Origin of the sequence: Nodosilinea nodulosa PCC 7104 (assembly GCF_000309385.1) — a bacterium.
GTDB lineage: Bacteria > Cyanobacteriota > Cyanobacteriia > Phormidesmidales > Phormidesmidaceae > Nodosilinea > Nodosilinea nodulosa.
The window spans coordinates 5,074,916-5,098,312 of the sequence record NZ_JH976537.1; the positions used below are offsets into that span (position 1 = coordinate 5,074,916).

Below are 23,397 nucleotides of genomic sequence, written 5' to 3' on the forward strand. Positions count from 1 at the left end.
ACGATGTCTTGTTTTTTGCGATCGCTAGCGGTCAGGCGTTGGGCAGTTATAGCTGTAGTCAGCCTGGTTAAGACATGTCTCCTATGAACGTTCAAACGTTTGAACGTTCATACGGTTTCTGGATGTCCTAACCAACGTAACTATGGCAGTTACTACCCATCCGCAGAACCCACCAGCTTCACTTTTTTAGCCAGGCCCAGCGTTTCCAGCAGGCGAATGGTCATCCAGGTCATATCCACTTCCCACCACTTGAGGCCGTGGCGGGCCGAGTACTGGTAGGCGTGGTGGTTATTGTGCCAGCCTTCGCCGTAGGTGAGCACAGCCACCCACCAGCAGTTGGTCGACTTGTCGTCGGTTTCGTAGCTGCGATAGCCAAACTTGTGGGTAGCGCTGTTTACAAGCCAGGTGCAGTGGTAGACCGCCACCAGGCGAACGAAAATTCCCCACAGCACAAACGGCCAGCCGCCCAGGGCGTAGAGCACAACCCCTAAGGCCACCTGGAGCAGCAGAAAATATTTTTCGCAGAAGAGATAAAACGAGTCATCTTTGATGTCGCGAATGAAGCGATCGACATCGTGCCGAGCCGGTACATCTCGCAGCATCCAGCCCATGTGGCTCCACCAAAAGCCTTTGTTAGAGTCGTGGTGGTCGAGGTTTTGGTCAGAGTAGGCGTGGTGGTGGCGGTGCAGGCCGACCCACATAATGGGGCCATGCTGGCAGGCCAGGGTGCCGCAAAAGACAAAGAAATACTCCAGCCACTTGGGCACCGTAAAGCTGCGGTGGGAAATCAGGCGGTGCCAGCCCAGGGTAATGCCCAGGCAGCCGGTAAACCAGTGCAGCAGCAGGGCCACACCAATCGCAGTCCAGGAAAAATTGCCCGGCAAGAAGGCCAGGGCAGCCACGCTGTGGACAGCAATCATAAACAGGAGAGTGACCCAGTCGCGAGACAAACGCTCAGTAGTTACAGCAGTCATGCAAAAATCTCAGAACTTTGGACAAAGGCCTAACAAAAATCTCGGGCAAGAATTTTGCGCAGGCAGAGTAAATGTAGGGGAGAATAAGTACCCCTGTTTCTTAACGAAAAAATTTAACCATTGCAACAATCAAACCCGATGATGCCACCAGAATCTTTACTTCTTCCGATTTTTTATGGAATTGACGCCCAGGTCAAGCAAAACCTGGAGCGGGTTCTGGCGGCCTTTCGGCGGCACCGGGTGGGTAGCCACCACTTCAGCAGCGTGTCGGGCTACGGCCACGATGACCTGGGGCGAGATACCTTCGATCGCGTGTTTGCCGACGTTATGGGGGCAGAGACCGCCCTGGCTCGATCGCAGTTTGTATCTGGTACCCACGCGATCGCCTGCGCCCTGTACGGTGTTCTGCGCCCTGGCGATGAAATGCTTGCGGTTGCGGGCACCCCCTACGACACCCTAGAAGAAGTCATTGGTTTACGCAGCACGGGCCAGGGGTCCTTAGCAGAGTTTGGGGTGTCCTATCGAGAGTTACCGTTGACCGCCGCCAATGCGATCGACTGGCACGCCCTGGCTAGTGCAGTCAGGCCCAACACCCGACTGGTACATATCCAGCGATCGTGTGGCTACAGTTGGCGGTCAACCCTTACCATACCCGAAATCGAAAAAATAGTACGTACGGTAAAAGATCAGAATCCCAACCTGGTCTGTTTTGTCGATAACTGCTACGGCGAATTTTTAGAAGACCGCGAGCCCACCGCCGTCGGGGCCGACTTAATCGCCGGGTCGCTGATTAAAAACCCCGGTGGTACCATCGCTCCCACGGGCGGCTATGTGGCAGGCCGAGCCGATCTGGTGGCCGCCGCCGCTTGTCGTCTCACCGCCCCCGGCATTGGGGCCAGCGGCGGGTCGAGCCTCAACCAAAACCGACTGCTGTACCAGGGGCTGTTTTTGGCCCCCCAAATGGTCGGCGAGGCGATGAAGGGCAACTTTCTGTTAGCCCATACGTTTAACGCCCTGGGCTATCCGGTTAACCCTCCCGCCGCCGCCGCCCAGCGCGACGTGATCCAGGCTATTCGGCTGGGCTCACCGGAAAAACTGATCGCCTTCTGTAAAGCCGTGCAGGCCCACTCGCCCATTGACGCTTACGTAGAACCCGTACCGGCCGCCATGCCCGGCTATGACAGCGAACTGGTGATGGCAGGCGGTACATTCATTGACGGCAGCACCTCCGAACTCTCCGCCGATGGCCCCCTGCGGGACCCCTACATTGCCTACTGCCAGGGCGGCACCCACTGGACCCACGTGGCTTTAGCGATGGAGGCCGCCGTAGAGGCGATCGGACCAGCTTAGGGGCTGGCAAGCTTAAATCTGTAGGTTGGTTGAAGCGCCAGCAGAACCCGACAAAGCTTACGGCTGTTGGGTTTCACTGCGTTCTATCCAACCTATAAGCTCCTCAGCTGACAACACTATCAACTACCAATAGAACAAACCCCCAATAAAACAAAAAGGAAAGGAGCGACGGATTTATCCGCCGCTCCCTTAAAGGAATGCCACCCGGGTAGTACCAGGGGCAATACCAGGCGATAAACCTAGCTGTGGCCGCCGCTGACCAGGGTGGTCAAAATGGGCAGATTGGCCGCCAGCAGGTAGGCAAAGGTGGCACCGCCGATGCCGCCAATCAAGAAGCCGCCCGCAAACTCGCTCCAGCCTTCATCGGTTTCGAGGCTGGCAGGAGGTGTAAAGGGGGTGGTGGTTTTGGTCACTTCGGTATTGACCCCGGCACCGGAGTAGATCGACAGACAGGCGGTCAAAATGACCACCAGCGCCGCCGCACTCAGCAGGCCGGCCAGCCCAGGGATTTCAGAATCGCGCAGGGGGCCAAGCACAGCAAAGGGACCGTAGAGCAGGTAGCCATGGGCCATGCCAATCTCCAGGCCGCGTCGCTGGGGAGAAAGCCCCCGGCGATAGGCGGGCAGATTGCCAATAAAGGCTTTAGAGAAGCCAGAGGAATTAATCGGCGTTTCCAGATTGCCGATCTGTGGATCCCCAGCGGGCTGAATCATTTCTGTCATAGGGGGTTTCTCCAACTCAAACAAAGTCACAGCAAGTTAAAGAGACGGTTTTCAGACGCCGTTAAGTCCCCAAAAACCATCTTCAAAGTGCCCTAAGGGCATCCTCACCAGCGTCCTGAAGGGGACTGTCCGGCGAGGCTTTTGCCTAAGGGTGCAGCAGTAAATCAGGAAAGAAACGGTTGAACTCAATCAAAATACCGGCGGTAATGACCATCCACACGGTGGCCAGCACCGGAGCAGAGGACAGATACCGAAGCAGGTTGTTGTCCATGGGCTAATTCTCCTGGGTCGTTGTTCTGGGAATGAGCAGTGGGAGTTACCTAGCGAGGAGATACGGTAATCTCGTCGTCTTTAGCAAACATCTCGCCGCTGGCAATGTCTTTGAAGGCCGTCAGAGGCCAGGCAAACCCGGCAAGAGAGCACTTGATAGCCAGGGGCACGTCAATAATGATCTCTTTGTCCTCGGGGCTCTTGGCACCGCGCACCGCGATGACATAGGCGCGACCGACCCAGCCAATCCAGCCAGCAATGTACAGAAACAGCAGGCTAGGAATCAAGAACTCTCCGGCATGGGCCAGATCGCCGTCCACGACCAGGTGAGGCAGACCGTCGCTGCCGCACAGCAGGCTAGAGCTACCGTAAAAGTCAAAGCGTGCCTTTGCCGATGCCGTGGTGGCACCAGCAGCCCGCTTCAGGAAAGCTTCGTTTTGGCCACAGGGGGTCAATCCTGCTACATTGTCGCCAGCCAGGCTAGCGGAGGCCGGGGGAGCAAACCCAAACCAGAGAAATACTACAAGCGCTACAGCAAAAAACCGTCGCATAAACCGTTCCTTTTAATTACCTAAGAAACTGGGGCGATTTGAACGTAAAGTTAAGTTTTTTGAACAAAAATTCACCCAACTTGGTCGCCATAATACCCCGCAGCCGAACCCCCGTAAAGCTAAGATCGGTGGGGTGTTTACATCTCTACAAATTACGGCTTGGCTTACATCAGTTCCTCCTCGGCGGCGATCCAATGGCGACAATCTTAGCTCTAGAAACCAGCTGTGACGAAACGGCGGTGGCGGTGGTGCGCGATCGCACTATTTTGAGCACCGTAGTCGCATCCCAGATCGACATCCACCAGCCCTACGGGGGCGTAGTGCCCGAGGTGGCTTCGCGGCACCACGTCGCTACCCTGGGCGATGGTCTGCGTCTTGCCCTAGATCGAGCCGAACTAGACTGGGCCGCCATTGATGCCGTTGCCGCTACCTGCGCTCCAGGCCTGGTAGGGGCGCTGCTGGTCGGGCTGACCGCCGGTAAAACCCTGGCTATGGTGCATCAAAAGCCTTTTCTGGGGGTGCACCATCTGGAGGGGCATATCTACGCTAACTATCTGGCCGAGCCCGATTTGCAGCCCCCTTACCTGTGCCTGCTGGTCTCTGGGGGACATACCAGCCTGATCTACGTCAAAGGCTGTGGCCAGTACCAGACCCTGGGCCAAACCCGCGACGATGCCGCAGGCGAAGCTTTTGATAAGGTAGCCCGACTGCTGGGGCTAGGCTATCCCGGCGGTCCCGCGATCGATAAATTAGCTCAGGCAGGTGATCCTACGGCCTTCCCCCTGCCCGAGGGCAATATTTCTCTGCCCGAGGGTGGTTTTCATCCCTATGATTCCAGCTTTAGCGGGCTGAAAACGGCAATGCTGCGACTGGTGGAAAAGCTCAGGGCCGAGGGCGTTGAGCCGCTGCCCGTAGCTGACCTGGCCGCTAGTTTTCAGGCCACCGTGGCCCGCAGTCTAACCCGGCGAGTGGTGGCCTGTGCCCAGGCCTACGGCTTGTCTACCGTGGCGGTGGGGGGTGGAGTAGCCGCCAACAGCGGCTTGCGTCAGCACCTCCAGCAGGCGGCTGAGGCCCACGGCCTGCGGGTAATCTTTCCTTCCCTCAGCCTGTGTACCGATAACGCCGCCATGATTGGCTGCGCCGCCGCCGATCACCTCAACTGTGGCCACCGCTCTAGTCTGGAGTTGGGGGCACAGTCGCGGCTTGACTTGGCCCGAGTGATGGAACTCTACACGTCCCACTCGGCGAGCCCATCGACAGAGCTTGACGCTACACTGGGAAGGCAGCCAACCATTACCCGATAGTGCTGCACAGCGCTAAGCGATTCTCTATTGTTCCTATTGACTTACCTTCAGCATCGCAGATGGGTTCTATGGTTCAGCTACAACGCCCTCGTCGCCATTCCCAGGTTTTTGGCCTGGGCGGTGTTGTTGTGGGGGCGCTGCTGGTCTTCGGATGTGGCCCCCAGGGGGCGACGGGCGAAGCTAGCTACGAAGCTCAGCTGGCCCAACACCTGGCCGCCACGGGTGCCGTCATGTATGGTGCCTATTGGTGTCCCCACTGCGCCGACCAAAAGGCCATGTTTAAGCATGCTGCCTATCAGCTGCCCTACATAGAGTGCGCAGCCGATGGTGAAAATGCCCAGCCAGAGCTGTGTCAGCAGAAGGGCATTAAGGGCTATCCCACCTGGGAAATTAGTGGTCAGCTGTATCCGGGGGTGAAACCCTTAGATGAGTTGGCTGACCTATCGGACTTTCCACCCCCTCCGTAGACCTTTTGATTGCCTGGGAGCGCCAGCAGGTGCTCCGTCAATGACCGTCCTCAAACCCCCATAGCCGTTGCAAAACCCTAGTTCCCACCCCCACGCCCACCTACACGAGGTTGATCCTGCCGCTGACAGCAGGGCGCATCCCCATGTGCACGATCCAGAGTCGCTGCGACGTATCGTCAATCGTCTGGCTCGCATTGAGGGCCATATTCGCGGCATTAAAACCATGGTGCAGGAGAGCCGCCCCTGTCCCGATGTGCTGGTGCAGGTGGCGGCGGTGCGGGGAGCGCTCGATCGCGTCGCCCGCATCATTCTCGATGAGCACCTGACCGAGTGTATTGGCCGCGCCGCCGAAGACGGCAATATTGAAGCCGAAATTGCCGAGCTGAAGGCCGCCCTCGATCGCTTCTTGCCCTAGACTGGGGGGCAAACCCCAGCCTTTTGGGCTGTCTAGATAACTTTTTGAGCCTTGGGCCTCGGTCTCGGGCATGGCCAATTAGGCCGATATAAATCGAGCGTGATCGTGCAGCAGACGCCGCTCAAATTGGCGCACCCAGTGGCTAAAGCGATCGCTGTCCTGGGCCGTATCAAAGACCAGCGATTGGCGCATGAGTAAGGCGATGTATTCCTCCTTGGTGCGCACCACAATGGCGGTCTGCTGCCCTAGCTCAATGCAAATATAGGAGAAGCCCTCTAGCTTAAGGGATGACATCAGCAGAGACTTTAGCCCCAGGGACTGAAATACCAGCTGCACCCAGCTAGTGCTCTCATTGTCAGGGGTCACGAAATATTCCTGGGGCAGGCCGCTGAAGTCAAAAATGGCGGCCCCAATAATGTTCTCTACCATTGCGTCCTGGGCCGGAAGAGAAGACGCGGGCTGCGTCGGTGTAGGTGCCTTAGCCGTAGTCATAGACCCATGGAAGTGACACAGAATGCTGAACAAAACAGGTCAAGGGCAGAGCCAACCTGTGGAAACACTCCAACAGGCCTAGCATACCCGGCTGGGGTAGAGAAATCATGGTTGACGGCAGGATCTAGGCCATCTAACCCCAGCTGACGACCCGCTGTGGGAAATTTGTGCTGGAGCGGAAGATACCCGGTAGGCGGCTTCAGCCCGTCCCGTCCAGCAACACCTGCACCGAACTTCAATCCTCCAGCCTGGCCGCCGCTACGGGGCTTTTCTGCCTCAGGAAATAGGTGCGCATGTGCCCTTTGCCCTTGACCCATACTTCGCCGCGCAGTTCGAGGGCATGGGTGTCTTTAAGGAACAGATAGGTGGCCTCGGTTACCTGAATGTGCTCGGCTATCCCGGCCGATTCCATCCGGCTGGCGGTGTTAACGGTGTCGCCCCAGAGGTCGTAGATAAATTTCTTGGTGCCGATTACTCCGGCAACCACTGGCCCAGTGTTGATGCCAATGCGCAGCCGAAAGCTCTGGCCGGTGCGATCGCTAAAGGACCGAGCCATAGCCTGCATGTCCAGGGCCATATCGGCCACGGCCTGGGCATGGTCGGCCCGCTCGTAGGGTATCCCCCCGACCACCATGTAGGCATCGCCAATGGTCTTAATTTTCTCCAGCCGGTGCCGCTCGGCCAGGTGGTCAAACTGGGAGAAAATATCGTTGAGCAGCGCCACTAGGGCCTGGGGGCTGAGGCTTTCAGAAAGCTGGGTGAACTCGACAATGTCGGCAAACAGCACCGTCACCTCGGCAAAGTGGTCGGCAATGGTGTTGCGCCCCTGCTTTAGGCGAGTGGCAATGGGCAGGGGCAAAATGTTCAGCAGCAGCTGCTCTGACTTCTCTTTTTCCTCCTGCAGCGCAGCGCGGGCCTGCTCTCGCTCGGCCACGACCCCCGCCAGCACCAGAACCGTAAACGCCAGCACACAGATAAAAGCCTGGAGCGGCTGCACGGCCTCAGCGGGGTTTTGGGTGGCCACCAAAAATGGCCCCACCCCCTGGATGACGCCCCAGGTGGCAATCACGGTGACGATTGCCGTACCCAACGCCGCCCCCAGCGGCCCCAGGCGCAGCGCCGCCCACATCACAATGGGAAACACCATATATTCCAGGGGATAGGGAGCCTGCTCCATGCGCCTGGGATCACAAAACAAAACCCAGCTGAGGGCCACCAGTACCCCCAGCCACAGCACAATTAGCGGCGGAGCGTAAAAACTGCGGAAGCGGCGTACTCCCGGCCTCCAGGTAATTATCAACGTGGTGATCACCACAACCCCGGTGACATTGCCAATCCACCAGCTAAACCAGGCTGAACCATAGTCGGCCCAGCCCATGGCGGTCATCAGGCAAAAGTAGGTGACCCCAAGGGTGGCGCTGAGGGTAGCGGGTATCACGGCTCCAAAACCAATCAAGGCTCCCACATCTTTGATGCGCTGCAGGGAGTTGATAAAGCCGACTCGACGCAGCAGCCACAGCCCCACTAGGGGCTGAAGCGTATTGTTGACGGCGGCCAGAATATCTCGATGCCAAACCTGATCGGGGGAGGTCAGGGTTGTCACCAGCGACCCCAGGGTCAGGCCTGGGGCCAGGGCGGCCCCGGCGATTAGGACCACGCCCTGGCTGTAGCCCGCTGGCGGCCAGATCGGCAGCACGGTTTTGGAGTAGCCAGCAAAATGAAAGCTCAGTTTGGCCACGATGACGTAGCCCAGGGCCACGGCCAAAATCGGCGGCCACCGCTGCCCCAGACGCTGAATCAACGATAGAACACGAGCCATTGATACCCCTTGGTGAAAACACAAATACCCTGGCCGTCCGGCCAAATTGTGCCGGAGTTCCCTGTCCCTAGCTGGCTCTGACGTGGGGATGGTGATTCTGATTAAATCAGCCGCAGGGCGAAACTCAGTCGCTCTACATCAAGTCTTAGTGTTGTCTGCTTGGAAAAAATCGGGCTGAGCGGTCTTAGCGATTCCGGTCCTCTGCTCTAAACTTCACGGGGAGAGGGCCAACTTCCGCACTGTTTTAGCTTCAGATGCTTCAAACCCCCTTCTTTCTCGCCTGGGGCTAGTATCCCCAAAAACATTAAGGAACCCGTAGATGCTGTTCAAAGGGCCGCTAAAAATCGTATGGTTTTCAAGGGACACCGCTCCACTACAGCGGCTTTCATCTAACTTTATTTGCGTTTGCAAGAGACTCAGCATTGTCTATGGCTTCCCCCACCATCGAATCGATTCTCCACGAAAATCGCCTGTTTCCCCCTGCCGACGGGTTTGCTCAAAACGCATCCATCAAAAGTCTGGAGGAGTATCGCGCTCTGGCTGAGCGGGCGGCGGCAGACCCGGCCAAGTTTTGGGCCGACCTGGCCAGTCAGGAACTGCACTGGTTCAAGCCCTGGGAGACGGTGCTGGACTGGCAGCCTCCCTTCGCCAAGTGGTTTGTGGGGGGCAAAATCAATATTTCCTACAACTGTTTAGACCGCCACCTGACCACCTGGCGGCGCAACAAAGCCGCCCTGATCTGGGAGGGGGAGCCGGGCGACAGCCGCACCCTCACCTACGCCCAGCTGCACCGGGAAGTGTGCCAGGTGGCCAACGTGCTGAAGGGGCTGGGGGTGCAGAAGGGCGATCGCGTCGGCATCTACATGCCGATGGTGCCCGAGGCGGCGATCGCGATGCTGGCCTGCGCCCGCATTGGTGCGCCCCACACCGTCATCTTTGGCGGCTTTAGCGCCGAAGCCCTCAAAGATCGCCTCAACGACGCCGAGGCCAAGGTGGTGATCACCGCCGATGGCGGCTTCCGCAAAGACAAAGTTATTCCCCTTAAGTCGGCGGTGGATCAGGCTCTGGAGGGCGGCGGCGTGCCCAGCGTCTCCAGCGTGCTGGTGGTCCAGCGCACTAAAGAAGACATCCCCATGGTGGAGGGGCGCGACCACTGGTGGCACGAGCTCCAGGCCACCGCCTCGGCCCACTGCCCCGCTGAGGAGATGGATGCCGAAGATCTGCTGTTCATTCTCTACACCAGCGGCACTACCGGCAAACCCAAGGGGGTGGTGCACACCACCGGGGGCTACAACCTCTACACCCACATGACCTTCCAGTGGGCCTTTGACATTAAAGACACCGATGTCTACTGGTGCACCGCCGACGTGGGCTGGATTACCGGCCACAGCTACATTGTCTACGGGCCGCTGTCGAACGGGGCCACCACGGTGATGTACGAGGGGGTGCCCCGGCCCTCCAACCCCGGCTGCTTTTGGGATGTGATTGAAAAGTACGGCGTCACCATTTTCTACACGGCCCCCACCGCCATTCGCGCCTTTATTAAAATGGGCGACGAGCTGCCCAAGGCCCGCGATCTGTCGTCGCTGCGGCTGTTGGGCACGGTGGGTGAACCGATCAACCCCGAAGCCTGGATGTGGTATCACCAAGTGATCGGCGGTGAGCGCTGCCCAATTGTCGATACCTGGTGGCAAACTGAGACCGGTGGCTTTATGATCACGCCGCTGCCGGGGGCAATTCCCACCAAGCCCGGCTCCGCGACCCTGCCCTTCCCCGGCATTTTGGCCGATGTAGTCGATCTCGACGGCAATCCCGTCGCCCCCGGCGAAGGCGGCTACCTGGTGATCAAGCACCCCTGGCCCAGCATGATGCGCACGGTCTACGGCGACGACGATCGTTTTCGCCGCACCTACTGGGAGCACATTGCCCCAGTCAATGGCCAGTACCTCTACTTTGCCGGCGACGGTGCCCGCAAGGATGCCGACGGCTACTTTTGGGTGATGGGCCGCGTTGACGATGTGATCAACGTATCGGGCCACCGACTGGGCACGATGGAGGTGGAGTCGGCCCTAGTGTCACACCCGGCAGTCGCCGAAGCCGCCGTGGTGGGCCGCAAAGACGAGATCAAGGGCGAAGACATTTTTGCCTTTGTGATTTTAGAAGGCCAGTACAGCCCCAGCGATGAGCTCAAGCAGCAGCTCAAGCAGCATGTGGTAAATGAAATTGGAGTAATTGCCCGGCCCGGCGAAATTCAGTTTGCCGACGCCCTGCCCAAGACGCGATCGGGCAAGATTATTCGCCGCTTTTTGCGCAACTTGGCCAGCGGCGAGGCGATCGCAGGGGATGCCTCCACCATGGAAGATCAGAGCGTGCTCGACCAGCTTCGCCAGATCTAGCGTTCGCTGCTGGAAACCCATAACTCTGCCCACCTAAGGCGCAGCAGGATCTCAAACGAGGTAGTGCTGCGCTTTTTTGTAGCCTTTGTAGGCCGCTATAGGGTTTCCTTTCGCAAAGCATTGAAGCGATTGACGAAGGCAGCAGCTAGCAATAGAACGCCCGCTCACCTCAAATTTTTCTAGATTTGAACCGGCAGCCCCAGGAGTATCTCCTGGGAGTGAGGTTTTGATCGGTTTTACCGGGTTGATTTACTCTAAGACCTCCGGCCTTTAAAGCTGTAGCCATAGTCACTTAGATTAGGACATCCAGAGACGTTTGAACGTTTGAACGTTTTGAGCGGAAATCTCTCAACCAGACTGGGTACAGCTATATTTCCAGACAATAGCCCTTAAGTACCGGCTCAGGCAAAATTTCTATAACCTAAGATACATGGCAATTGGTCCATAACAAGTTAAGAGCCATTGCAATGGCTCCGTCTGAAATAGGAGCGGCTGCGCAAATCCTGCTGGATTAAGCCCCTGACCTACAGAGCAACAAGCAGCGGCTGGGCTTCCAGGTGGGTTGACCCAGCAGCCCCGCCGTCGCCCAGCAAAGTTCTCTAAAGACAAGCGTTCTCGCTGGGGCGGCCACATTTTTCCCCTGGATACTGCGGCGCGGGCTGAGGCTTGAGTCGCTTCGATCTATTGGTCAACCGAGTGGAAATCTGCTGGCCTGCGATCGCTCTATTGACCCCGGCAAGACGACATTGTGGCGATTGTGGAGCCTAAAGGATGGGCTTTTCTGCCGCGATCGCGCCTGCGAGATAGCTAATAGGCGATCTGCAAAAAACCGTAAAAGCCGATCAAATTCATATATTTTTTAGGTGACAGCACTTAACCCCATGACTATAATTAATTGTGCGAGCAGGCAGATTTATTTGCTATTATTCATCTGCTATTCCTCAATGGCCGTTAACCTTATTCCTGGGTCAACCCACAGTTTTTGAGTATATAGCTTCCCGTCTTATCACAAGGATTTTCCCCGACAATGGCAGAAAAACCCAATCCCCTAACCGGTAAAGCACTGCTTCAAAAGGTTAAAGACCTTGCCAACCTAACCAAGCGCGAGACCGCTAAAGAATGCGGTTACTACACCCTCACTAAAGACAATCAGGTGCGGGTCAATCTATCTGGCTTTTATGATGCGCTGCTCGAGGCCAAAGGCATCAACCTTGATCCCGAAAGTAGCAAAGATGGCCGAGGTCGCGAACCCACCTATCGAGTGAGCGTCCACAAAAACGGTCAAATTGTTATTGGGGCTACCTATACTCAAGAAATGGGCCTCAAGTCCGGCGATGAGTTTGAAATTAAGCTGGGCTATAAGCACATTCACCTGAAGCAGCTTGACACTGACTCTGATGAAGATTAGTACGAAGTTACTACGCCAAATTTGCCGATAAATATGTCAGCAATCATCAATCTGGTGGTTTTTTTTTAAGCTGGATGGCCCTGGGTATTCCTACTAGCCTACTGGTTGCCCGCAGCGCTCAAATTCCGCTCACCTATCCGGTTGCCCCTCAGCACAAGCTACCCCTGCTGCTGCCCCTATACCTGCTGGTGCCGGTGGCGGTCGAAGTGCATCGCCGCCTGGAAATGAGACGCTGGTCAGACTACGGCATCCTCTGGAATCAGTCCTTTTGGCGATTGATGGCGGTGGGGTTTGGGGTCGCGGCTGGCGGCGTGGCGGCTTTAGTCGCACTACAGCTCGGCTTGGGCTGGCGATGCTGGCAGTCGCCCTCTCCGCAGGGCTCTGCCGATCGCCCGGTGAACCCCGATCGCTCGGCAAATGGGGATGTCGTTACTCCTTCGCCAGGGGTGGTGCTGGCCGCAGTGCTGCCCCTGGCCCTGTTTGTGGGCTGGATTGAGGAGCTGGTGTTTCGCGGCGTGCTGGTCAATGGGCTGGGGCAGATATGGCCGGTTGGGCTGATGGCGATCGCCGTCAGCCTAATTTTTGCCGCTTCTCACCTGCTGTGGGATGGCCCCGCCGGAGCGCCCCAGCTGCCGGGATTAGCGCTGATGGGCGCGGTACTGCTGCTGGCCCGCTGGGCGGCGGGGGGAAGTCTGGGGCTGGCCTGGGGCCTGCACGCTGGGTGGGTCTTTGCGATCGCGGCCATTGATGCCCTGGCCCTGCTCAAGCCGGGCAAAGATGGTCCAGTCTGGCTGATGGGGCGGCCCGATCAGCCGCTGACGGGGCTGCTGCCGCTGGCGCTGCTGGCGCTGACCGGGGCGGGGGTGTGGGCGTTTGGGTGAGGGAGGGGGAGGGGGAAGTGGAGGGGTGAGGGAGATGGGGGTGGAGAGTGCCTTTCTTTTGGTCCTTTAGGGTTCTGATTTTTTGAGGGTGACGAGGGTGATGGGGGTGAGCGGCTGCCAGCGGGTGAGGGAGCCCACCCGAACGCCGTGCTGCACCTGGATCTGGCGGAGCTTTACCTGCCAGGGCGATGGGCCAGTGGCGCTTTCATCGACCCAGCCCAAAACTGCCCCAGTATGCTCCAGGGTGGCGAGGGCCAGCACGATGTGCCCCTGGGGCCGCAGGCGGCGGCCACAGACCTCTAAAATCTCGCCCAGGCTGCCGCCGCTGCCGCCGACAAAGACGCGATCGGGATCGGGCAGCTGAGCCAGGGCATCCGGCGCGGCCCCGTAGACGGGGTGCAGGTTAGGGCTGCCCAGGCGGCGCTGGTTTTGCTGAATCAGGGCATAACCAGCGGTCGTTTTTTCGATCGCATAGACCCGAGCGGTGGGGCAAAGCCGACTGAGTTCTACGCTAACAGACCCCGTGCCCGCCCCCACATCCCAGATCACCTGGTCTGCCCTGGGGTCGAGATCGGCCAAAATCTGAATGCGAATGTCGCGCTTGGTGATCAGGCCGGGGCGATCGCCAAAGGTGGCAAAGGCGCGATCGGGCAGGCCAATCAGCGGCAGGGCGTGGGAATCAGGCGCATCCTCCTGCCGCTGGAGTACGACGACGTTAAGGCTGGCGAAGGTACTGGATATCGCGGCTTCAGGCGTAAACTCACGCACCTGCTCCCCGTCTGCCCCCAGGTTTTCGCACACCCACAGGCGGTAGGAGCAGGGTAGATCCAGGTTGAGCAGCAGCTGTGCCAGGGTCGCCGGGGAATGGGTGGGGTCTGTGAGCACCGCAATCAGTCCATCTCCCCGGCGCAGGGCCGCGATCAGCTCCACGGTCGATCGACCGTGGGCGCTGATCAGCGTGGCCCCCTGCCAGGGCAGCTTGAGGCGGCTAAAGGCCAGCTGCACCGCACTGAGGTGGGGGTGAAAGGTAAGATGTTCCGCCGGTAAATGGGCCAGCAACAGCCGCCCTAGGCCAAAGAAAAGCGGATCGCCGGAAGCCAGCACCACGATTATGCCGGGACTGCCCAGTTCAAGCCGCTGACGGAGGCGATCGAGGGTGGCCTTTAGATCGCCCAGGGGCCACCGTTCGCCGCGGCCTGGGGCAAAGTAGCTGAGCTGGCGATCGCTGCCCACCAGCACCGCCGCCTGGTCAATCAGCGCCCCAATCCTGGGGGATAGCCCGCCCCGCCCGTCTAGGCCCACGCCCACAACGTGGATTGGGGTCATGGCTGCTGCTCCCAGGCCAGCACCAGCAGCGCGTTGAGAATGGCGGCGGCCACCGCTGAGCCGCCCTTGCGCCCCTCTACCCGAATTTGAGGCACTGAGGCCTGGGCCAGCCGCCGCTTTGAATCTTCTACCGCCACAAACCCCACCGGAGCGCCAATCACCACGGCGGGCCTGACCTGGCCGCTCTCGATGCGATCGCACAGCGCCATCAGCGCCGTAGGCGCGTTGCCAACCACCACCAGCGCGTTGGGATACTCCTCCACATACCGTACCAGGCCCGTTTCGGTGCGGGTGCGCCCGGCCGCCGCCGGGTCTCCCACCGTCACTGCCGTCAGCAGCGGATTTTGGAAGGTGCGCTCCACCATACCCACGACCCCCTGGCGCACCATGGTCACATCTACAATAATTGGGCCGCGGCGGGAGAGGTGCTGAAGCGCAGCATCTATGGCCCCCCCAGCAAAACACACCAAATCTTTAAACTCAAAATCGGCGGTGCTGTGAATCACCCGCCTCACCACCGCATACTCCGTCGGGGTCAAGCTGTGGGTTCCAAATTCCTGGTCTATCAACGCAAAGCTTTCTTCTAAAATGGGGCTTTGCACCAGCTTCGCCATAGATTCAACTGCCCGTTTATAGCACGTCTCCCTCGCGAGGTTCCATCATCCCACGACGGCCCGCAGGGAGTTGAGGAAAATAGGGAGTTGAGAAAACTAAGGATAGTTCATCTCCCCCCCTCTCGCCCAATCTTCCCCCTCTCACCCAATCTTTCCCCCTCTCCCCCCTCTTCCCCCACCCCCGCCTATGCCCGCCCACTACTTCTGGGGTGACGACGAGTTCGCCCTTCAAAATGCGGTTAAAGCCCTGCGCCAGAGCACCCTTGATGAGGCCTGGGCCAGCTTCAACTACGACGTCATTCCTGCCGATGTCGTCAACGGCCCGACCCTGGCCCTCAACCAGGCGATGACGCCCCCCTTTGGCCAGGGTCAGCGGCTGGTGTGGCTACAAAATACCGGCCTGGGCCAGCGCTGCCCAGAGGAATTGCTCAGCGAGTTTGAACGCACCCTGCCCCAGCTGCCCGAGACCACGGTGCTGCTGCTGACCAGCACCGCGAAGCCCGACGGACGGGCCAAATTCACTAAATTTTTCAAAACCCAAGGGGAGATCCGCGAGTTTGCCACTATCCCTCCCTGGAAGACTGACCAAATTCGCCAGCAGGTGGTGAGTGCAGCCCAGGCCAAGGGGGTAGCCCTGGAGTCATCTACCATAGACCTACTGGCGGCGGCGGTGGGCAGCGACACCCGCCAGCTCTATCTGGAGCTAGAAAAGCTGGCCCTTTACTGGGGCGCTAACCCCCAGCCCATCCCCCCTGCTGTAGCCGCCGAGCTGGTGACGGTATCGACCCAAACCAGCCTAAAGCTGGCCCAGGCCCTCCAGCAGGGCGATACGTCCACCGCTCTGGGCCTGGTGAATGACTTGCTCGATCGCAATGAGCCAGCCTTGCGCATTGTGGCCACGCTGGTCAGCCAGTTTCGCCTGTGGCTCTGGCTCAAGGCGCTAATTCAGGCCGGGGTGCAGAGCGATGCCGAGATCGCCGCCGCCGCCGAAGTTGCCAATCCCAAGCGCATCTATTTTTTAAAGCAGGAGGTGCGATCGCTAAGCCTAACCCAATTGCAACGCAGCCTGCCTTTGCTACTAGAATTAGAGTCTGATTTAAAGCAGGGCCGAGATGAACGCGCTACCTTACACACAAAAGTGATAGAACTCTGCCGGGCGTTAAGGCCGGGGGCGACATAGCCCCAGACCTGGAACCAGTGCAGGTGCTGCCCCGTCTGGGCTGGGAGATTTAGGCAACCACCCCGGGGTCGGCACCTCTCAAGCCAGGTAAACGTCTTTAAACTATGGGAGCACGGTCATTGGAGCACGGGGCCACTCTGGTTAACACCAGCACAGGAGAGAGACACATAATGATTCACCGATTTATTCACCGTTTATCCATAGCAAATTCAGGCCGCAGCGTGGCCATTGCCGCTGCCGTCGCCAGCCTCAGCCTGCTGGCGGGGGCCGGTGTTCAGGTGCCAACGGCCTCTGGCGGCATCACCCTTGGGGCCGCCTGGGCCCAAGACAACGGCATATCCCCAGAGGAGGTTACCGGCTATGCGGCCTCGGTCCTACAAATGGACAGTCCTCGCAACGAGGCCCTGAGCCAGATCAAGTCCCTGCTCACCGGCACCGACCAGGACATCAACAGCATCGATATGAGCTGTACCGGCACCGCCAACCTCAACCAGCTGCCCCGCAATCTGCGCAGCAGCGTGCGCACGATTGTGATCAACTACTGCAACCAGGCCAGCCAGATTGTAGAGTCCAACGGGCTGACGGTGCGTCGCTTCAACGCCATTACCGCCGCCCATCCCCAGGACCCAGCGCTGGCGGAGCAAATTCGCTCGGCCATGATTGAGCTTCAGCAGCAGTCTGCCAACGGCGGCGCCCAATAATGCAGTTTATTGATCAAGCTGAAGTCGACGTCATAGCGGGCGATGGTGGCGATGGCATTGTGGCGTTTCGGCGCGAGAAGTACGTGCCAGCCGGGGGGCCAGCCGGGGGCAACGGCGGTCCCGGCGGCTCGGTATACCTAAAGGCGACATCGCAACTCCAAACCCTGCTCGATTTTCGCTACGCCCATCGGTTTAAGGCCGGCAATGGCCAGCGCGGCGGTCCCAAGAACATGACCGGGGCCGCTGGCGGTGATCTGTATCTGGAGGTGCCCTGCGGCACGGCTGTATACGACGTCGCTACCGACGAGCTGCTGGGCGATTTGGTCACCGCTGACCAGGTGCTCTGCGTAGCCCAGGGCGGCAAAGGGGGCCTGGGCAATCGCCACTTCTTAAGCAATCGCAACCGTGCCCCAGAGCATGCTCTGCCGGGGCTGCCCGGCGAACAGCGGCAGCTGCGCCTGGAGCTGAAGCTGCTGGCCGAGGTAGGGATTGTGGGGCTTCCCAACGCCGGTAAATCAACGCTTATTTCGGCCCTATCGGCGGCCCGCCCCAAAATTGCCGACTATCCCTTTACGACGCTGGTGCCCAATCTGGGGGTGGTGCGCCGCCCTACCGGCGATGGCACCGTCTTTGCCGACATCCCTGGCTTAATTGAAGGGGCGCACCAGGGGCTGGGGTTGGGCCACGAGTTTTTGCGCCACATCGAGCGCACCCGGCTGCTGCTGCACGTGGTCGACGCTACCGCCGAGCATCCCTTCGACAACTTTCAGACTATTCAACAGGAGCTTAAGGCCTACGGGCGAGACCTCAGCGATCGCCCCCAGGTGCTGGCCCTGAATAAAGTGGATGCCCTCACCGCCGAGGATTTAGCCGAGCTGATCGGTCAGTTCACAGCCCAGGTGTCGGGGCCGATATACGGTATTTCAGCGGTGGCCGGTACGGGGCTGGGGCAAATGCTGCAGCAAATTTGGACACTGCTCGATGCCGCCGCTGCCGAATCGGCCCAGCCCGTGCCTTGAACCCGCCGAAAGCGTCGCCTGGGCCAGGCCTCAGCGGGGCGAGGCTAACCGGGGCCATCACGCCCTCTTGAAACTTACCGATGGTTAATAAAGATACCGTTTGACCCTTATCTATCGTTACTTAGGTCAGGGCCTAAGGGCATTCTAAGCCTGTGTTTAATCAAGGGCTAAGCGTTGACCATGAACGTTTCCGTGTTTCCGGTGCTGTCTGACGGTGAAGCCGCGCCCGCCCCAATGACCTGGCCCCACTGCCCCCTCTACGGCCTCCCCTGGGCTGAGCGACAGCGGCGGCGCAGCCAGGCGATCGCCGCCCTCAACCTCAGCCACCCCAGCGGTGTTTCGGCCTGGGAAGAAGCCGCCCAAATAGCCGCCCGCTTTTTGGCCGTGCCGGTGGCTGTGGTCACCACTACAGATGGCCACACCGAACACATTCACGCTGCGGTTGGGCTCTCGTCGCTGGGCCTGGGCAACCCCCTATCCCAGCAGCGTCAGCTTTCCCTTAGCGCTGGGCTAGGGATCTATGTCCTCGACAGCGAGCAAACCCTGGTCATTCCCGACGCGATCGAAAATTCGGTTTTGGCCCAAAGTGAATTGGTCAGCACCTACGGTATTAGAGCCTACTGTGGCGTACCGCTGATGACCAGTCAGGGCATCTGCCTGGGCACCATGGCCGTGATGGACGGGCGGCCCAGGCCGTTTAGCGACCAAGAAATCGGATTTTTGGCTATGGCGGCCCGCTGGGGCATGAGCGAGTACGAGCGGCAGCAGGCCGCCAGCCGCCAGCCCCCCCTCGCGGCTGGGTCAATGTCGTTAGAGGCCATAGTGGATAGGGTGCGCCTCAATCTGATTAGCCAGCTCACGCAGGATCTTCGCAGCCCGCTCACGACGGTACTGGGTATGAGCACCATGCTGAGCCGGGAAATCTACGGCCCCCTCACCCCCAAACAGAGGGAGTACACCGACATCATGCACGGCAGCAGCCAGACCCTGATCGATCTGGTCGATGAGCTGATAGACCTCAGCCCAGTGGAGGCAGAGCGCTCCGATCTGGTGCCGACTACGGTGGATATTGAGGCCCTCGGGCACCAGGTAATTGCGGCCCTAACCGCCCTGGCTGAAAAATATGCCCAAACCCTGACTCTGACCGTAGAACCAGGGGAGACCCAGTGGAGCCTAGACCAGCGTGTGGTCAAGCAGATTTTGTATCACCTGATTTTTGGCATTATGCATGTGGCTGGAGACAATAGCACCCTCCGCATTCATGCCTGTCGGCGGGGCCAGGCTCTGGCCCTGGGTCTGTGGCTATCTAACCCCTGGATGGGAGAAGGGCTACCCACCGAGGTGATTGAGACGCTCCACACTCCGGCAGCGGAGTTGGCCGCCAGTATGGCCTCTCGCCCCCTGTTAGGTCTGTTGCTCAGCCAGCATTTGGCCCAGCGCCACGGTGGCCAGATTACGGTTCAGGGCAGCAGCGACAGCAACTGCCGCCTGATCGTAATGCTGCCGGTGCTGGATAGCGCCGTGGCTCGTCCGGCCGCCTGAGATTGATCCTTGGGCCAGCGCCAGGCCGATGGGCAGAGCATGTTTACGCAAGCTTAACCAGAAGCCGATGCTTCCTTAAGCTCAATCCGACACCATAACCTAGTGGTGCAGACGCGAGCCCGTCGATGGTGGCCGCAGGCGTGGCGCTGGGTGGGAAGATAATCCCTCCGCCCGGTTTTGTCGCAGTCGGGAATCATGCCAGCGTTTTGTGGTCTGCCCCGATCGCCGTTTACGCCCCTGGCATTGCTGTGCAAAAAGTACCCCCTGGTCTCCCTCCCCTGTCGGGTGTGCAAGAGCGAATTTTAATTATTGACGACGAAGACCTCATTCGTGAAACCGTGGCTATGGCGCTGACCGAGCAGGGCTATCAGGTGGTTACCGCTGAGTCGGGTCAGCGCGCCCTGGAGCTGATTTTTCCGGCGGCTGGCGAGGGTTTAGCCGGACTCAGCGTCGATCTGGCGATCGTCGATCTGATGCTGCCTGGGGTGAACGGGCTGGATATTTGCCGCCTGATGCGCCACCACAACTTGGATATTCCCATTTTGATTTTGAGCGCCAAGGGAGCGGAGATGGACCGGGTCGTCGGGCTGGAGGTGGGAGCCGACGACTATTTGCCGAAGCCCTTTGGGATGCGCGAGCTGATTGCCCGCTGCCGGGCGCTGCTGCGGCGGCAGCAGTGGTCATCGGCTAAACCCGACAATGTTGTGCTGACCTACAAAGACATTGTTCTTTACACCACCGAGTTTAGGGTGACGGTGGCCGGGCAGGAGGTCGCCCTGTCGCCCAAAGAGTTTCGCATTTTAGAGCTATTTATCCAGAGTCCGCACCGCGTTTGGTCCCGAGAGGAGCTGATTCAGGCGGTTTGGGGGGCTGATTTTGTGGGCGATCGCAAAACCGTAGACGTGCACATTCGCTGGCTGCGGGAGAAAATTGAGCTCGATCCGGCCAATCCAGCCTACGTCACAACGCTGCGAGGGTTTGGGTATCGCTTTGGATAGAGCAGGGCGAAAGGGGAGGTTGCCTCGCCCTGGGCTTATGCTCGGGACCGGGCGATCGCGGTGGAATTGGCCGCCGGGGAGGGAGTAGATTGCTATATGATCGGGGAAAAGAGAACGCTCGAATGGGAGGCAGATTGTGCGCGAGATTTTAATTAGCCTGGGGATTTTAGCGGTCTGCTGCATGGTACTGCTGGTGGCTCAATTCACCGGCTCGCAGCCCGAGGCCATAGCCTCTAACCTGGATCGCACTGAGGTCGCCGAAGCCGCCGACACCCTCAGCCAGCCATCGCTCCAGCTGGCCCAAGCCGCCGCCGATTTAGCGCCCGATGTTACCCCCGAGGCAACTGCTCCCATGACAGAAGAAACCCTGGTGACAACCGATTCTGGCCTTCAGTACGTCGATGTGGTCGAGGGCACCGGGGCCATGCCCCAGCCGGGCCAGCGAGTCACGGTGCACTACACCGGCACCCTGGAAGATGGCACCAAGTTTGACAGCTCCCGCGATCGCGGTCGTCCCTTTAGCTTCCAAATCGGCGTGGGCCAGGTAATTAAGGGCTGGGACGAGGGCGTTGGCACCATGCGGGTGGGCGGTCAGCGCAAGCTGATAATTCCCCCCGAACTGGGCTACGGCAGCCGTGGGGCGGGTGGGGTGATTCCCCCCAACGCCACCCTGCTCTTTGACGTAGAGCTGCTGCGGATTGGCTAGGGCAATACCGCGTCTGTGCCAAGGGATCTATACCGCTGGAGGACGATCCAGGGCCAGAGCCACCTGGTTCTGGCAGACTGTCTACTACCGCTTAGCAGCCCGACTCCTGGGACTGCTGAAAGTTGCGCAGGGCCTGCCGGGTCTTAGGTCCGGCGACCCCGTCGACGGGGCCGGGGTCGTAGCCGCGTTTGGCCAGCTGTTGCTGCACTTGGCGCGTGCCCTCGGCAAGGCTTTCGCCCAGCTCTTCGAGCAGCTCCAGGGCGTTGTCGCCGGGCTTAGCGGCGTGGGTCAGCTCGCGCAGCCGCGCCTTGAGGTTTTCGTTGACCGAGGCGTATACCCGGCTGGCGCTCCCCAGCCCAATGGCGTGGTCGATGAAGTGATCGGCTTCGTTGATCCAGAAGTCGAGGCGGCCATCGGTTTCAGCCTGGGCCAACAGCTCGTCTAGGCGCTGGCTCTCGGCGTCGGTGAGGCTGGGGCGGGCCGCCAGCTGGCAATACTCGTGCACCAGCGCCAGACAGTCGGCGTCGGCAATCCCTGAAATTTGATGCTTTAACAGTTCACCCATGGTCTGACTCGCGTGCTTCGGTTTGGTGTCAGTACAATCTGCTCAGTTTTTGGGCAGTTAAGTAAGGATTGGATCTGTAGTTTACCCGCTGCCAGGCCAGGGCAACGAGGGGGGAAACCCTCATCTTCCTAGTGGCCTGCCATTTTGTGACCAATGTCGGTGAGATTGGCCTGCTCCACCAGACTCTCGTAAACCAACTGGCCCTCGCTCATCACCAGGAGGCGATCGCTGAGGGCCAGCAGCTCATCGAGATCTTCGCTGACCAGCAGCACCGCTACCCCCCGGTTGCGGACTTCCACAATGGCGTTGTGAATTTGGTCTACGGCGGAGAAGTCGAGGCCAAAGCAGGGGTTGGCGGCAATCAGCAGGTTGATGTTGGCGGAGGACAGCTCGCGGGCCAGCACGGTGCGCTGCACATTGCCCCCCGACAGGTTTTGAATCGGCGTGTCAGGGGAGGGGGTTTTGATTCTAAAGGTTTCGATCAGCCCCTGGGCCGCCTGGCGAATGGCTTTGAGCACCAGCCAGAGGTTCATGCGGGCCTGGGGCGGGCGATCGAAGGTGCGCAGGGCCATGTTTTCGGCCACGCTCATGCCGGGGACGCAGGCGTTGCGCAGGGGTTCTTCGGGCAGGGTGCAGACCCCGTGGCGCGCCATTTCGGCGCGGGTGGCGCGGTAGGGCTGGCCCGCAATGGAAATTTGGCCCTGGGTGGGCGATCGCTGCCCCGCCAGCACCTCCACCAGCTCTCGCTGGCCGTTGCCCGAAACCCCTGCAATGCCAACTATTTCGCCATCTTTTACGGTCAGATCGAGGGGGCCGAAGGCAGGCAGGCCGTTGTCTTTGGTTGCCCCCAAACCCCTGACCTCCAGCACGGAGCACGACGGCGCCGAGTCGGTTTTGGCAACGGTTTTGGTGGCGCGGTCGGCGCCTAGCATCAGGCGGGCCATATCGGCGACGGTCAGATCGGCGACGGCCCCATGTCCGGCCAGGTGCCCCTTGCGCAGCACCGTCACCTCATCGGTGAAGGCCAGCACTTCGCGAAACTTGTGGGTAATCAGCAGTACGCTCAGATTGCCCGCCTGCACCTCCTGGCGCAGCAGCCCCAGCACCTCGTCGGCTTCGTCGGGGGTCAGCACCGAGGTGGGTTCGTCGAGAATCAGAATGCGGCTTTGCAGATAGAGCTGTTTGAGAATTTCCAGCTTTTGCTTTTGCCCCGCCGCCAGCTGCCCCACGGGCATGTCTAGGTCGACCTGAAAGGGCGATCGCGCCATAAAGTCTTGCAGGGCGGCGTACTCCCGGCCCCAGTGGATCACCTGGGCGCGATCGTAGCGGCTCAGCACCAGGTTTTCGGCCACCGTCATGGCGGGCACCGAGGTAAAGTGCTGGTACACCATGCCAATGCCGCAGCCGTGGGCATCCTTGGGGCTTTTGATTGGGTAGATCTGGCCGTCGATCAGCACCTGCCCGGCGGTGGGCGGGTAGAAGCCCATGATGCATTTCACCAGGGTGCTCTTGCCGGCCCCGTTTTCGCCCAGCAGCCCGTGGAAGGTGCCGGGCTTGAGGGTGAGGCTGACCTCGTTGAGGGCTACCAGGCTGCCAAACCGCTTGGTCATGTTGACCACCTTGAGTTCGGGGGGAGCGTTAAGGTGCTGCAGCGATGGAGCGGTAATAGTCATGGCAGAAGCGTTTCCGTTGCGAGC

General features: G+C 59.6%; 23 protein-coding genes. 13 read left to right on the forward strand and 10 right to left on the reverse strand.

The window, feature by feature from the left end; all coding sequences use genetic code 11:
• Positions 1 to 152: 152 nt before the first annotated feature.
• Positions 153 to 974 carry an acyl-CoA desaturase gene (locus LEPTO7104_RS0123515; RefSeq protein WP_026073014.1) on the reverse strand — a complete coding sequence of 274 codons (822 nt, stop codon included), beginning with the start codon at positions 972 to 974 and terminating at the stop codon, positions 153 to 155.
• 138 nt (positions 975 to 1,112) lie between these two features.
• Between LEPTO7104_RS0123515 and LEPTO7104_RS0123520 the strand changes: the two genes are divergently transcribed.
• Positions 1,113 to 2,324, forward strand: a complete 1,212-nt coding sequence (locus tag LEPTO7104_RS0123520) for a methionine gamma-lyase family protein (protein WP_017301044.1) — start codon at positions 1,113 to 1,115, stop codon at positions 2,322 to 2,324.
• Positions 2,325 to 2,563: 239 nt separating this feature from the next.
• Here LEPTO7104_RS0123520 and LEPTO7104_RS0123525 read toward each other — a convergent pair whose 3' ends face one another.
• The 3 genes from LEPTO7104_RS0123525 to LEPTO7104_RS0123535 all read right to left on the reverse strand — a co-directional run bounded on the left by LEPTO7104_RS0123525 (position 2,564) and on the right by LEPTO7104_RS0123535 (position 3,867).
• Positions 2,564 to 3,046 carry a photosystem I reaction center subunit XI gene (locus LEPTO7104_RS0123525; RefSeq protein ID WP_017301045.1) on the reverse strand — a complete coding sequence of 161 codons (483 nt, stop codon included), beginning with the start codon at positions 3,044 to 3,046 and terminating at the stop codon, positions 2,564 to 2,566.
• A 145-nt stretch (positions 3,047 to 3,191) separates the two neighbouring features.
• A complete protein-coding gene (gene psaJ / locus LEPTO7104_RS0123530; protein ID WP_017301046.1) occupies positions 3,192 to 3,317 on the reverse strand; it encodes a photosystem I reaction center subunit IX in 126 nt (41 codons plus the stop codon).
• A 49-nt stretch (positions 3,318 to 3,366) separates the two neighbouring features.
• Positions 3,367 to 3,867, reverse strand: a complete 501-nt coding sequence (locus tag LEPTO7104_RS0123535) for a hypothetical protein (protein WP_017301047.1) — start codon at positions 3,865 to 3,867, stop codon at positions 3,367 to 3,369.
• 194 nt (positions 3,868 to 4,061) lie between these two features.
• Between LEPTO7104_RS0123535 and tsaD the strand changes: the two genes are divergently transcribed.
• The 3 genes from tsaD (at position 4,062) to LEPTO7104_RS0123550 (ending at position 6,053) form a co-directional block, all read left to right on the forward strand.
• Positions 4,062 to 5,171, forward strand: coding sequence for a tRNA (adenosine(37)-N6)-threonylcarbamoyltransferase complex transferase subunit TsaD (gene tsaD / locus LEPTO7104_RS35045; RefSeq protein ID WP_017301048.1), 1,110 nt, complete (start codon positions 4,062 to 4,064; stop codon positions 5,169 to 5,171).
• A gap of 68 nt (positions 5,172 to 5,239) precedes the next feature.
• On the forward strand, positions 5,240 to 5,638 hold the full coding sequence (locus LEPTO7104_RS0123545; protein ID WP_026073015.1) for a thioredoxin domain-containing protein: 399 nt from the start codon (positions 5,240 to 5,242) through the stop codon (positions 5,636 to 5,638).
• Positions 5,639 to 5,705: 67 nt separating this feature from the next.
• On the forward strand, positions 5,706 to 6,053 hold the full coding sequence (locus LEPTO7104_RS0123550; protein ID WP_051158532.1) for a metal-sensing transcriptional repressor: 348 nt from the start codon (positions 5,706 to 5,708) through the stop codon (positions 6,051 to 6,053).
• Positions 6,054 to 6,131: 78 nt separating this feature from the next.
• Here LEPTO7104_RS0123550 and LEPTO7104_RS0123555 read toward each other — a convergent pair whose 3' ends face one another.
• Positions 6,132 to 6,545, reverse strand: a complete 414-nt coding sequence (locus LEPTO7104_RS0123555) for a hypothetical protein (protein WP_155523745.1) — start codon at positions 6,543 to 6,545, stop codon at positions 6,132 to 6,134.
• A 235-nt stretch (positions 6,546 to 6,780) separates the two neighbouring features.
• Positions 6,781 to 8,364 (reverse strand): adenylate/guanylate cyclase domain-containing protein, encoded by a 1,584-nt coding sequence (locus LEPTO7104_RS0123560; protein WP_083887122.1) that lies wholly within the window; start codon positions 8,362 to 8,364, stop codon positions 6,781 to 6,783.
• A gap of 428 nt (positions 8,365 to 8,792) precedes the next feature.
• On the opposite strand from LEPTO7104_RS0123560, the gene acs reads away from it, so the two are divergent.
• The 3 genes from acs to LEPTO7104_RS35050 all read left to right on the forward strand — a co-directional run bounded on the left by acs (position 8,793) and on the right by LEPTO7104_RS35050 (position 13,049).
• On the forward strand, positions 8,793 to 10,760 hold the full coding sequence (acs, locus tag LEPTO7104_RS0123565; protein WP_017301052.1) for an acetate--CoA ligase: 1,968 nt from the start codon (positions 8,793 to 8,795) through the stop codon (positions 10,758 to 10,760).
• A 1,027-nt stretch (positions 10,761 to 11,787) separates the two neighbouring features.
• On the forward strand, positions 11,788 to 12,168 hold the full coding sequence (locus tag LEPTO7104_RS0123570) for an AbrB family transcriptional regulator (protein WP_017301053.1): 381 nt from the start codon (positions 11,788 to 11,790) through the stop codon (positions 12,166 to 12,168).
• A gap of 74 nt (positions 12,169 to 12,242) precedes the next feature.
• Positions 12,243 to 13,049, forward strand: a complete 807-nt coding sequence (locus LEPTO7104_RS35050) for a CPBP family intramembrane glutamic endopeptidase (RefSeq protein ID WP_017301054.1) — start codon at positions 12,243 to 12,245, stop codon at positions 13,047 to 13,049.
• A gap of 66 nt (positions 13,050 to 13,115) precedes the next feature.
• Here LEPTO7104_RS35050 and cbiE read toward each other — a convergent pair whose 3' ends face one another.
• Both cbiE and LEPTO7104_RS0123585 read right to left on the reverse strand, forming a co-directional pair.
• Positions 13,116 to 14,375, reverse strand: coding sequence for a precorrin-6y C5,15-methyltransferase (decarboxylating) subunit CbiE (gene cbiE, locus LEPTO7104_RS0123580; RefSeq protein ID WP_017301055.1), 1,260 nt, complete (start codon positions 14,373 to 14,375; stop codon positions 13,116 to 13,118).
• Entirely contained in the window at positions 14,372 to 14,989 is a 618-nt protein-coding gene (locus LEPTO7104_RS0123585) for a precorrin-8X methylmutase (protein ID WP_017301056.1), read from the reverse strand. Before LEPTO7104_RS0123585 ends, cbiE begins: the two co-directional genes overlap by 4 nt.
• Positions 14,990 to 15,176: 187 nt before the next feature.
• Between LEPTO7104_RS0123585 and holA the strand changes: the two genes are divergently transcribed.
• The 6 genes from holA (at position 15,177) to LEPTO7104_RS0123615 (ending at position 21,135) form a co-directional block, all read left to right on the forward strand.
• Entirely contained in the window at positions 15,177 to 16,169 is a 993-nt protein-coding gene (gene holA / locus LEPTO7104_RS0123590; protein ID WP_017301057.1) for a DNA polymerase III subunit delta, read from the forward strand.
• 170 nt (positions 16,170 to 16,339) lie between these two features.
• Positions 16,340 to 16,870 (forward strand): DUF4168 domain-containing protein, encoded by a 531-nt coding sequence (locus LEPTO7104_RS35055; RefSeq protein WP_017301058.1) that lies wholly within the window; start codon positions 16,340 to 16,342, stop codon positions 16,868 to 16,870.
• On the forward strand, positions 16,870 to 17,889 hold the full coding sequence (gene obgE / locus LEPTO7104_RS35060; protein WP_017301059.1) for a GTPase ObgE: 1,020 nt from the start codon (positions 16,870 to 16,872) through the stop codon (positions 17,887 to 17,889). Before LEPTO7104_RS35055 ends, obgE begins: the two co-directional genes overlap by 1 nt.
• Positions 17,890 to 18,069: 180 nt before the next feature.
• The gene (locus tag LEPTO7104_RS0123605; RefSeq protein WP_017301060.1) at positions 18,070 to 19,431 is read left to right on the forward strand and encodes a GAF domain-containing sensor histidine kinase; all 1,362 of its coding nucleotides are present in this window, start codon (positions 18,070 to 18,072) and stop codon (positions 19,429 to 19,431) included.
• A gap of 248 nt (positions 19,432 to 19,679) precedes the next feature.
• The gene (locus tag LEPTO7104_RS0123610) at positions 19,680 to 20,429 is read left to right on the forward strand and encodes a response regulator transcription factor (protein ID WP_225887031.1); all 750 of its coding nucleotides are present in this window, start codon (positions 19,680 to 19,682) and stop codon (positions 20,427 to 20,429) included.
• 136 nt (positions 20,430 to 20,565) lie between these two features.
• Entirely contained in the window at positions 20,566 to 21,135 is a 570-nt protein-coding gene (locus LEPTO7104_RS0123615) for an FKBP-type peptidyl-prolyl cis-trans isomerase (protein ID WP_017301062.1), read from the forward strand.
• Between the two features lie 91 nt (positions 21,136 to 21,226).
• On the opposite strand, the gene LEPTO7104_RS35065 is transcribed toward LEPTO7104_RS0123615, so the two are convergent.
• Positions 21,227 to 21,700: a peptidoglycan-binding domain-containing protein gene (locus LEPTO7104_RS35065; RefSeq protein WP_017301063.1), complete on the reverse strand. Its 474-nt coding sequence runs from the start codon at positions 21,698 to 21,700 to the stop codon at positions 21,227 to 21,229.
• A 128-nt stretch (positions 21,701 to 21,828) separates the two neighbouring features.
• Positions 21,829 to 23,373 carry an ABC transporter ATP-binding protein gene (locus tag LEPTO7104_RS0123625; protein WP_017301064.1) on the reverse strand — a complete coding sequence of 515 codons (1,545 nt, stop codon included), beginning with the start codon at positions 23,371 to 23,373 and terminating at the stop codon, positions 21,829 to 21,831.
• Positions 23,374 to 23,397: the final 24 nt, after the last annotated feature.

Bases quoted from the DNA above. Each gene is read 5' to 3' on its own strand.
- LEPTO7104_RS35065 (WP_017301063.1), bottom strand. From the start codon at position 21,700: ATGGGTGAACTGTTAAAGCATCAAATTTCAGGGATTGCCGACGCCGAC.
- LEPTO7104_RS0123625 (WP_017301064.1), bottom strand. From the start codon at position 23,373: ATGACTATTACCGCTCCATCGCTGCAGCACCTTAACGCTCCCCCCGAA.
- LEPTO7104_RS35050 (WP_017301054.1), top strand. From the start codon at position 12,243: ATGGCCCTGGGTATTCCTACTAGCCTACTGGTTGCCCGCAGCGCTCAA.
- LEPTO7104_RS0123525 (WP_017301045.1), bottom strand. From the start codon at position 3,046: ATGACAGAAATGATTCAGCCCGCTGGGGATCCACAGATCGGCAATCTG.
- LEPTO7104_RS0123560 (WP_083887122.1), bottom strand. From the start codon at position 8,364: ATGGCTCGTGTTCTATCGTTGATTCAGCGTCTGGGGCAGCGGTGGCCG.
- tsaD (WP_017301048.1), top strand. From the start codon at position 4,062: ATGGCGACAATCTTAGCTCTAGAAACCAGCTGTGACGAAACGGCGGTG.
- LEPTO7104_RS0123570 (WP_017301053.1), top strand. From the start codon at position 11,788: ATGGCAGAAAAACCCAATCCCCTAACCGGTAAAGCACTGCTTCAAAAG.
- holA (WP_017301057.1), top strand. From the start codon at position 15,177: ATGCCCGCCCACTACTTCTGGGGTGACGACGAGTTCGCCCTTCAAAAT.
- cbiE (WP_017301055.1), bottom strand. From the start codon at position 14,375: ATGACCCCAATCCACGTTGTGGGCGTGGGCCTAGACGGGCGGGGCGGG.
- LEPTO7104_RS0123585 (WP_017301056.1), bottom strand. From the start codon at position 14,989: ATGGCGAAGCTGGTGCAAAGCCCCATTTTAGAAGAAAGCTTTGCGTTG.
- LEPTO7104_RS0123520 (WP_017301044.1), top strand. From the start codon at position 1,113: ATGATGCCACCAGAATCTTTACTTCTTCCGATTTTTTATGGAATTGAC.
- LEPTO7104_RS0123535 (WP_017301047.1), bottom strand. From the start codon at position 3,867: ATGCGACGGTTTTTTGCTGTAGCGCTTGTAGTATTTCTCTGGTTTGGG.
- psaJ (WP_017301046.1), bottom strand. From the start codon at position 3,317: ATGGACAACAACCTGCTTCGGTATCTGTCCTCTGCTCCGGTGCTGGCC.
- LEPTO7104_RS35055 (WP_017301058.1), top strand. From the start codon at position 16,340: ATGATTCACCGATTTATTCACCGTTTATCCATAGCAAATTCAGGCCGC.
- LEPTO7104_RS0123605 (WP_017301060.1), top strand. From the start codon at position 18,070: ATGAACGTTTCCGTGTTTCCGGTGCTGTCTGACGGTGAAGCCGCGCCC.
- LEPTO7104_RS0123515 (WP_026073014.1), bottom strand. From the start codon at position 974: ATGACTGCTGTAACTACTGAGCGTTTGTCTCGCGACTGGGTCACTCTC.
- LEPTO7104_RS0123545 (WP_026073015.1), top strand. From the start codon at position 5,240: ATGGTTCAGCTACAACGCCCTCGTCGCCATTCCCAGGTTTTTGGCCTG.
- LEPTO7104_RS0123555 (WP_155523745.1), bottom strand. From the start codon at position 6,545: ATGACTACGGCTAAGGCACCTACACCGACGCAGCCCGCGTCTTCTCTT.
- acs (WP_017301052.1), top strand. From the start codon at position 8,793: ATGGCTTCCCCCACCATCGAATCGATTCTCCACGAAAATCGCCTGTTT.
- obgE (WP_017301059.1), top strand. From the start codon at position 16,870: ATGCAGTTTATTGATCAAGCTGAAGTCGACGTCATAGCGGGCGATGGT.